The following is a 7,306-nucleotide window of genomic DNA, read 5'->3' on the forward strand; positions in this document are numbered from 1 at the left end:
GCTTATTTTAGATGAAATAGGATTTTTTGAATGGGCAGCCTTAAATATGTCGAGAGCAGCAAAGGGAAATGGGATAAGAATGTTTGTATATATCACCATTCTAGGTGCTATTGTTTCCGCATTATTCACTAATGACGGAACTGCGCTCATCCTCACACCTATTGTATTATCAATGGTCCGAAATCTGCAATTTAATGAAAAAATGGTTTTTCCGTTTATCATAGCCAGTGGATTCATTGCAGATACAACATCGCTTCCCTTAGTTGTTAGTAATCTTGTTAATATCGTTTCTGCCGATTATTTTGGAATCGGATTTAATGAATTTGCATCAAGAATGATTATCCCAAACTTCTTTTCTCTTGCTTCTAGTATTTTGGTATTATATCTTTTCTTTCGTAAGAGCATTCCAAAGAACTACGACTTATCGGACCTAAAAAAACCAGTAGAAGCAATACGGGACGAAAAAATGTTTCTATTGTCATGGTATGTACTGGCAGTCCTCCTTATGGGGTATTTTGCTAGTGAATTTACTGGAATTCCAGTCTCTATCATTGCAGGGGTTGTAGCTGTTTTCTTCCTATTCATGGCAAGAAGGAGCCATGCGGTGAATACAAGGACTGTCATGAAAGGGGCTCCTTGGGCTATTGTCTTTTTCTCAATTGGGATGTATGTGGTTGTTTATGGTTTGCGAAATGTGGGGTTAACGAATGTTTTAGCTGATGTTATTCAATCAGCTGCCGATCAAGGATTATTTGCCGCGACACTCGGGATGGGATTCATTGCTGCGCTGCTTTCATCTGTGATGAATAATTTGCCTACCGTGATGATTGATGCTTTAGCGATTTCAGACACAAATACAACGGGAGTCATAAGAGAAGCACTCATTTTTGCCAATGTCATTGGTTCGGACTTAGGTCCCAAAATTACACCAATTGGTTCTCTAGCCACCTTATTATGGATGCATGTTCTTTCCTTAAAAGGTGTAAAAATCTCATGGGGAACGTATTTTAAAACGGGGATTGTCTTAACGATTCCAACTTTATTTATCACATTGGTTGGTTTGTATATTTGGCTGCTATTTATTCATTAATAACGGAGTTAAAATCATGACTAAAAAACAATTTATTTTCTATGTACAGGCAATTCATGCCGAAGCCAAATGGCAGAGGGCTAGGGGAAGAAGTATTTGGCTGATGATTGGAATGTTTATAGTGCAGGAATTGAGGCGTATGTCTTAAACCTAAATGCTGTAAAAGCCATGGATGAAGTGGGAGTAGATATTTCAATTCAAACCTCGGATATCATTGATGCAGAAATTCTTAACAATGCTGATTTAGTTGTTACTTGAAATTGAGGAGATAGTTAAGAGATTTGCAGAAGAAAAGAGATAGCTATTGAAACGCATCTAATATGATGCGTTTTTTTTATGTGTTTTACAAGAATAAGTTATACAACAAAAATATTCTAAAATAACAATTAATTATAACTATAAAAAATATTTAAAATATTCTTTCGTATTAAAATGAATTATGATAAAATCATAAATAATTACAGTGCAGCAGTAAAAATTCTTCATTTATAGAAAGGGATTCAGTAATGAAGGAAATTTTTGAAAAAATTAAACAATTACGATTCGAACAGGGAATGACATTAAAAGAGCTGAGTGAAAAGACGGATCTTTCCGTTAGTTTTTTATCACAAATAGAAAGAGGAACATCTTCACTTGCTATCACGTCATTAAAAAAAATTGCTGATGCTTTTGGCGTAAAGATGATTCATTTTTTTGAGGAGCCAGAGAATTTAAATTATGCAGTTAAAAAGGAAAATCAAAAATCTTTTAAGATTGAAAGCTCTGATTCTACTTATATTCGTCTCAGCAATAATTTTACTGACAGAAAGATTGAGCCTTTTCAAGTTACAATGCAGCCGCATCAAAGGGATATAGAAATGGCTAGGCATCCGGGGGAAGAATTTTATTATGTCCTAAAGGGTGCAGTGTTAATCACGGTTGATCAGAATGTTTATTATTTGCGTGAGGGAGAAGCAATCCATTTTCCGTCCACACTTCCCCATATGTGGGAGAATCCGCTTGATCAAGAAACGATTTTATTATCTGTAATTACACCAGTTATTTTTAACTAATAGATTGATAGAAACCTTGAAGGGAGGAATGCATGTCAATTGCATATACTTAATGTTTTGACCAACATGCAAATAGGGTTTTAAAAGGGAATACAACATAAAAGATGAAGTGAAACAGAAAGGGAGGAAGCATAATGTCGCGTTATCGTCTTGGAGTAGATATTGGAGGTACTTTTACAGATTTAGTTGTGTTTGACCGTCTGAAAAATGTCTATCATACGAAAAAAACTTTAACAACTCCGCATAATCTAGCTGAAGGAGTTTTAGAGGCCATAAGTCATTATGTAGGGGATTTATCTGAAATCGAATACTTTGTTCATGGAACAACATCTGGATTAAATGCTTTCCTTGAAAGAAAGGGTGCAAATGTAGCCCTTATAGTAACGAAAGGATTTAGAGATGTGTATGAAATCGGCAGGGCAAACCGGACTGAAATGTACAATATTCAGTTCAATAAGCCAGCTACTTTAGTGGAGCGAGAGCTTATTTATGAAATCCAAGAAAGAGTGACATTTGACGGCTCTGTTCTAACACCGCTCGATGAAGAAAACCTGCAGCAAATTATTGGCCAATTAAAGGATAAAAACTATGATGCAGTGGCTGTGTGCTTAATGCACGCTTACCGTAATCCAGAGCACGAGGATAAAATCCGCAGCTTCATCGAAAAAGAGCTTGATATTCCGGTCTCGCTTTCTAGCGATATTGCCCGTGAGTGGAGAGAATATGAGCGTGTAAGTACAACGGTTATCAATGCATATATCGCTCCTATCGTAAAAAAATACTTAAATATTTTAGAGAAGGAAGTAGAGAAGAGAGGCTTCAAAAAAGATATTTACATTATGCAGTCTAATGGAGGGGTTATGACATCCAAGATTGCTCAGCGTCTTCCATTGCAGACACTTATGTCAGGACCAGTAGGCGGAACGATTGGCGGAATGAATTTAACAAAGCTGACAGGCGATCCAAACTTAATTTGTGTGGATATGGGAGGAACGAGTTTTGATGTAAGTATGATTATTGATGGACAGCCAGACATTACAGCTGAAATTCATATGGAAGGCTTCCCGATTTTATCACCTATGGTTAATATTCATACGATTGGAGCAGGAGGCGGATCCATTGCATGGGTAGAGGCAGGCGGATTGCGTGTAGGACCGAAAAGTGCAGGCTCCTCACCAGGACCGGCTTGTTATGGACAAGGGGGAAAACAGCCGACTGTGACAGATGCAAATTTAGTACTAGGCCGTATCGATGAAAATAACTTCTTAGGCGGCGACATCAAGCTGGATAAACAAGCAGCGATTGAAGCAGTGAAATCGGTTGCAGATCAAATTGGACTTTCTGTTCAAGAAACAGCTGAAGGAATTTGTGATATTGCGAATGCAAAGATGGCAGATGCTATTCGTACATTAACGGTTAAACGCGGAATTGATCCTCGTGATTTTACATTAGTTGCATTTGGCGGCGCAGGACCAATGCATGCTGTGTTAATTGCAGATCTATTGGATATGAAGAAAGTATTTGTACCGAGCGTATCCGGAACATTCTCTGCATGGGGCATGCTGCAAACAGACATCCGCTTTGATACAGTGCGAAACTATGTATCTAGCATCGAAGAAGTGAATTATAGCCAGCTTGAATCCTTATATGAGGAAATGAAACAGGAAAGCGTTGCAGTTTTAAATCAGCAGAATATTCAAACCGAGCATATTCGTTTCCAAAATAGCATTGATGTCCGCTATGCTGGTCAGGAATATACGGTAAATATATTAAACGAAACAAATAATCTTAAGGAAATCGAAGAGGACTTCCATAAAGCCCATTTAGATATTTACGGACATAATAATCCGAAAGGGTCAATAGAGATCGTGAACCTTCGTGCTACAGCCTTTGGAGATCTTGAAAAGGTAGAATATGTGAAGTCGGACGAACGATCTGAAAAACAAGCGGTACCATCATCAAAACGAAATGTAGTTTGGAATAATGTTGAAGAAGAAACAAAGGTATATTCAACTGAGGAGCTATCCTATGGAAACTATTTCAATGGGCCAGCGGTTGTTGAAGATAAAAACTCAACTTTAGTTATACCGCCAAAACACTATATTCGCATTGATGAATATCAGAATATTGAAATTGTTAAAGAAACAGCTGAACAGGAGGTTTTGGTATGAGCACTCAAACACCAGTATATTTAGAAAATCCGGTTACAACGGAAATTGTAAGGAATGCTCTTATCTCGGCTGCGGATGAAATGAACGCAAGTCTAGCGAGAAGCGCATTTTCACCGATTATTTATGAAATGAAGGATTGTAGTGTTTGTATTTTTAACCGCGATGTAGAGCTATTAGGACAGTCTGCCGGATTGCCAATATTTCTTGGAAACATTGATGAATGTATAAAAGTAACTACCAACGTAATCGGCGGAATTGAAAACTATAAAGATGGAGATGTGTATATTTTAAATGATTCATATATTGGCGGAACGCATTTAAATGATGTTACGGTATTCTCTCCAATTTTCTTAGAAGGTGAGCTCGTTGGCTTTACAGCAAACCGTGCCCACTGGTTAGATATTGGCTCGAAGGATCCTGGGTATCCCATGGATGCAACAAGTATTTATCAAGAGGGTATCCGAATTCCTCCTACTAAAATTTATGATCAAGGGAAGCCAATCGAAGATGTAATCCGCTTAATTGTTTCGAATAACCGTTTCCGTGAAGCTGCATTGGGAGATTTAAATGCGCAAATTGCAGCCTGCCGGACAGGTGAAAAAAGATTCAAGGAATTAATTGTCCGCTTTGGCATCGACCGAATTAATCGCTGTATTCATGATATTTTTAAACAATCAGAAGAAATGGACCGCAGCGTTATTCGCAATATTCCGGATGGCGTCTATGAGGCAGAAGGATACCTGGATAATGATGGGGTCAAGGATGAACCGATTCTTGTAAAGGTTCAAGTAAAGGTTGAGGGCGATTATATTACGATTGATCTTACAGGCTCTAGCAAGCAGCGCTTCGGACAAACGAACTGCGGCTATGCACAGACGATTTCAGCCTGCCGTGTGGCATTTAAAGATTTAATTAGTCCCAATTCTCCTGTAACTGGAGGGAACTTTAGAACAATGAAAGTTATTGCTCCAGAAGCAACAATCTTCCATGCAGTAGAGCCTGCCCCATGCGGCTGGTATTTTACTCCGCTAGGTTTATTGATTGATTTAATTATTAAAGCACTATCCCCTGTTATGAAGGATAAGGCTGCTGGTGCGCATTACGGAGATTCCATGGTAGTGACATTTGCAGGAACGGATGAAAAAACAAATGAGTCATTTTTAAGTGTGGAAGCGACTGCTGGAGGATGGGGTGCATTCCATTCTGGAGACGGGCAATCTGCATTAATTAACCATGTGAGCGGGGACTTCAAAAATCTGCCAATCGAAGTATTTGAGTCAAAGTATCCGATTAGAATCAATCAATATGGATTAAGACAAAACTCTGGCGGAGCCGGCCAGTATCGAGGAGGTCTTGGGGTTGTAAGAGAATATGAGATTCTTAGTGAAGATGCGGCAGTTTCTCTTTGGTTTGAAAGATCAAAGACTCCGGCATGGGGACTGTTCGGAGGCCAGCCTGGCGCGAAACCTGATGTAGAAATTATTTCAGGCGGAGAGGTTGAACATTTACTAAAAGTAAACGGAAGGAAAATACGCAAAGGCGATATCGTCAAAGTCATGACCGGCGGCGGAGGCGGTTTCGGGGATCCGACCGAAAGATCTTCTGGGGATGCTGAAAAAGATTTAAGAAATGAATATGTTACCGGAAAATAAACAAAAAAGCGAGTAAAGAATATACACATTGAGCTCATGGTGGAAATGGGAAGGATATTCTAAAAAGAATGCCTTCCCCTATTTTTATCTGATGGAGACTGATAATTTAGAATTTAATATAAATATGAACTTAAGAGGATGTGCAGCAGCTTTGAAAAGAATAAGATTTCGGTTTGAAGGCGGGGGAGAGATTTCAGCAACTTTACTAGAGGGGAAGGCTCCATTAACTTGTGAGAGGATTTGGAATGCTCTTCCGTTAGAAAGTGTTGCTGCTCAATCAAGATGGTCAGGCAGGGAATTCAATTTTGGCTATAATGAACAGGACTTGCCTCCAAGAGAAAATCAGACCATTTATACAAGTGTTGGGGAAGTGTGTTATTGGCGGGATTGGAATTGGGAGGAAGAAGGCGTTCTCCCGCAGGCTTTAGCCATATACTATGGTGCTGAGCTGGCAAGAAGCCACAAAGGCAATGAGCCTGTTAACGTTTTTGCGCAAGTCGATTATTCGGAATTTGACAAGCTTGTCCAAATTGGTGAGCGAATTTGGCTTGAAGGGAAAGAGAAGATTTATATTGAGAGATTGGAAGACTAAGCTAGCTAAATCTCGTTTAAAAATCAACTTTTAAAAATACTGAGTATTCAGTTTCAATGGGAGATGAAAATATATGTCCAATGCTGCGTTGAAAGCTAAAGCTGAGTCAGTTATGCAGGTAGGCGAATTATTTAAAGATATGCCCTTTAACAACCGACATGCTTTTGTAGGGATGGTTCTATTCTTTGCATTTGTAGTTGAAGCATGGGAAATGATGATTATTATCTTTCTTAGTGGGGCGATTGCAGCTGAATTTAACTTAACAGCAGTACAAACAGGTTCAATCATTGGAGCTATCTTTCTAGGAATGATTCCCGGGGCTTATATTTGGGGATTTATTTCCGATAAGATTGGCCGTAAAAAAACAATGATGTATAGTTTATTGCTTTACACTTTATTTTCTTTAATCAGTGTGTTTTCTGTTAACTTTGAAATGCTTTATGCAGGAAGACTTCTAGCAGGTTTAGCATTGGCAGGAATGCTAGTTTGTATTTTTCCTTATTTTGAGGAAATGCTTCCTGTGAAACAACGAGGAAAATATGGCGGTTATTTATCAGCGGGCTGGCCGATTGGTGTCCTCATTGCTGTAGGAGTTACGGTTTTATTTATGGAGGTTGAAGGCGCTCTAGGTGGCTGGAGAGTGGTCCTATTTATTAGTTCTTTAGGCGGATTATGGGCATTTATGCTGCTGAAAATCCCTGAATCTCCATACTGGCTGGCTGGTAAAGGACGCCAGGAGGAAGCGAAAG

Annotated in this window: 6 protein-coding genes and 1 pseudogene; all 7 read left to right on the forward strand. The window is 39.0% G+C overall.

Going from position 1 to position 7,306, the window contains the following annotated elements; translation table 11 throughout:
* Positions 1-1,090: arsenic transporter (locus V7164_RS22405; protein ID WP_335355265.1), on the forward strand; the 1,090-nt coding region annotated here is incomplete at its 5' end.
* A gap of 30 nt (positions 1,091-1,120) precedes the next feature.
* Positions 1,121-1,345 (forward strand): annotated as a pseudogene (locus tag V7164_RS22410) (arsenate reductase); the annotation flags it as partial.
* A gap of 251 nt (positions 1,346-1,596) precedes the next feature.
* Positions 1,597-2,142: a helix-turn-helix domain-containing protein gene (locus tag V7164_RS22415; RefSeq protein WP_335344270.1), complete on the forward strand. Its 546-nt coding sequence runs from the start codon at positions 1,597-1,599 to the stop codon at positions 2,140-2,142.
* Between the two features lie 134 nt (positions 2,143-2,276).
* Positions 2,277-4,313, forward strand: a complete 2,037-nt coding sequence (locus V7164_RS22420; RefSeq protein WP_335344271.1) for a hydantoinase/oxoprolinase family protein — start codon at positions 2,277-2,279, stop codon at positions 4,311-4,313.
* On the forward strand, positions 4,310-5,965 hold the full coding sequence (locus tag V7164_RS22425; RefSeq protein ID WP_335344272.1) for a hydantoinase B/oxoprolinase family protein: 1,656 nt from the start codon (positions 4,310-4,312) through the stop codon (positions 5,963-5,965). The genes V7164_RS22420 and V7164_RS22425 overlap by 4 nt, the downstream gene beginning before the upstream one ends.
* A 151-nt stretch (positions 5,966-6,116) precedes the next feature.
* Positions 6,117-6,557 carry a DUF3830 family protein gene (locus V7164_RS22430; RefSeq protein ID WP_335344273.1) on the forward strand — a complete coding sequence of 147 codons (441 nt, stop codon included), beginning with the start codon at positions 6,117-6,119 and terminating at the stop codon, positions 6,555-6,557.
* 73 nt (positions 6,558-6,630) lie between these two features.
* A partial coding sequence (locus V7164_RS22435) for an MFS transporter (RefSeq protein ID WP_335355266.1) occupies positions 6,631-7,306 on the forward strand: 676 nt, incomplete at its 3' end.

Origin of the sequence: Bacillus sp. JJ1474 (assembly GCF_036965225.1) — a bacterium.
Classification (GTDB): domain Bacteria; phylum Bacillota; class Bacilli; order Bacillales; family Cytobacillaceae; genus Cytobacillus.

Bases quoted from the DNA above. Each gene is read 5' to 3' on its own strand.
- V7164_RS22415 (WP_335344270.1), top strand. From the start codon at position 1,597: ATGAAGGAAATTTTTGAAAAAATTAAACAATTACGATTCGAACAGGGA.
- V7164_RS22420 (WP_335344271.1), top strand. From the start codon at position 2,277: ATGTCGCGTTATCGTCTTGGAGTAGATATTGGAGGTACTTTTACAGAT.
- V7164_RS22425 (WP_335344272.1), top strand. From the start codon at position 4,310: ATGAGCACTCAAACACCAGTATATTTAGAAAATCCGGTTACAACGGAA.